Here is a 2320-nt window from a genome sequence, read left to right as displayed (position 1 = left end):
ATTGTAAGGTAAGAACCCAGCGCCTTTTCATATTTCTATGATAGGTTTCCAAGAACTCCCTTCCGAACCGTACGTACACCTCTCAATGTATACGGCTCTCCATCTATTCAATCTAGCCTACCTGCATGTAAATCTAAATGGCATTGCTTACATAGTGCCATTGTTTTTCTTTTACGGGCAATCATTATTCTTTCCCAATCCTTTTTTCCTTTTAAATCCTTTAATTTACGAATATGATGCATCTCTAATTTGGTATTTTGTTTCCCACACCATTCACATTCTTCTCTTGTAAGCCGTTGTGTAAGATTCGTTGTGCTTTGGTACTTATATTCAGATGGCATGTTATCAATCCTTATGGATTGATTGACTTCTTTATTTCGTCTAAATCCATCATTATAGAATCGTAAGATTTTCTTTCCGTTCTTCGTTGTATAAAGTACCCCGAAGTATCCCTCTATTTTAAACTTCTTTATTACCTTCGCCACACTCGTTTTATATTTATTGCCCAAAGTCTTATACATAGAATATTCCATGATATATTTAAAACTATTTAAAGTGCAGACATTAACCGCTAATCGATAATATTGATACAAACCCCTAATTTCAGCATTATAAATACTTACAATTTCTAACGGTTCTAATTTTGCAAATTCAGGTCTATGAATTGGTTTCCATTCTTGAGATATGTTCTTTATTTTCACAACTCTTTTGGCAATTAACCTCTTCTTAATCAAATCTTTTGGCATAAACAGGTCACACAGAAGAAAATAACTTCTTGCCTTAACACCATTGGTCTTTATTTTTGTATTTTGGTCTCTTCTGACGGCGATATCATATCCTAGAAATCTTGCTTTCTTTTTGCTGTTTGTAATGAGTGTTTTCTCATCCGATAGAGTCAACCTCAACTCATTAGATAAAAAACTAGCGATATCATGTTTGATTTCTATGGCGTCGTTCTTACTCCCAATAACTCCTATAATAAAATCATCTGCATATCTAACGTATTGCAGTCTTTTATAATCATTATCCATTGGGTCTTTTGCTTCATATTTACGCATTTCCTGTTCATCCATTTGGATTTGTATTTTTAATTGCATAATTTGTTGACTGTTTGCATTCGAATCCTTTTCTAGGCTTTTTAATTTCTGTTTTGCTCTATTTTTTCTTGCAAGAACCCTTGTGTAGGCAGCATTCCTTTTTCTAGTTTTTCCTGTATCGAATTTTTCTTTATATTTGCCTATATATTGGTCAAATTCATGTAGATAAATATTCGACAGAATCGGACTAATAATACCACCTTGCGGTGTACCACTAAATGTCCGATAGTATTTCCAATTTTCTATATATCCTGCCCGTATAAACTTCCATATTAAGTCTATAAACTTTCCATCTTGGATTCTCTTACATAGTAACTTAATTAAAATTTGATGATTAATATTGTCAAAAAAGCCTTCAATATCTCCCTCAATAAACCATCGCACACCAGTAAATGTGCTCTTGATCTGACTAAGAGCCGTATGACAACTGTGTTTTTTTCTAAAACCGTGAGATTGTTTACTAAAACAAGGTTCGTAAATACTTTCTAAAAGCATCCTGACAACTTCCTGTACCAACTTATCATCTACGGATGGGATTCCTAGAGGCCTCTTTTTACCATTTCTCTTCGGAATAAAGACTCTCCTAACTGGATTCGGTCGATATGAGAGATTTTTTATCTGTTTTATTATCTTTTGAACGCGTTCTTCAGACATCCCATCAATTGTTAGATTGTCAGTCCCCTTTGTCATATTGCCTTCCTTGGCATAAATGTTCTGATAGGCTGTAAAATAGAATTCGGGATTATACAAATTTCTATACAGACGCTTAAATACATAATTCTTATCTTGACTATGAGAGGCTAGATTTTCTAATACTACTTTCGGACTTCTCACAAAGCCTCACGCTCCTTTCCAATTTTGTATTAGTCGAATAGACTATTCCCCTTCGCCTTGTACGAGGCTTTCCCTCGCTCTGACTACTACGAGAATTCCGTTACCATATTGAATTTTCATGAGCCACATACCTTGCTTATTACACTTGGTATCATCCTCAATAGCCTATTTATTAGGCACTCCAACTTAGGTAATCCCCATTTCGCGCGTGTAAAAACAAGACTTGTTATAATTTCGGATGCCACTTTCGTCCGTTTCCTATTATCTAGGACAGCCACCTCCGGTCTGCCACGAAAAAATTTTTTCTCTTTTTTCAATGTGATGAAATGAGTCAGCGAAGCTCATTCATCTGGAGATGCGAAGCGTATCAATTATCTTTCACTTCAGGC

The 2320-nt window shown here is 35.0% G+C and carries 1 protein-coding gene; it reads right to left on the bottom strand.

Going from position 1 to position 2320, the window contains the following annotated elements; all coding sequences use genetic code 11:
* Nucleotides 1-107: 107 nt before the first annotated feature.
* Entirely contained in the window at nucleotides 108-1931 is a 1824-nt protein-coding gene (locus JDS99_RS30380; RefSeq protein ID WP_199696437.1) for a reverse transcriptase domain-containing protein, read from the bottom strand.
* Nucleotides 1932-2320: the final 389 nt, after the last annotated feature.

The sequence above is a fragment of the Bacillus cereus group sp. N6 genome (assembly GCF_016483705.1).
GTDB classification, from domain to species: Bacteria; Bacillota; Bacilli; order Bacillales; family Bacillaceae_G; genus Bacillus_A; species Bacillus_A wiedmannii.
Note: the sequence above shows the minus strand (reverse complement) of the source record. Positions and strands in the feature narration are given on the sequence as shown.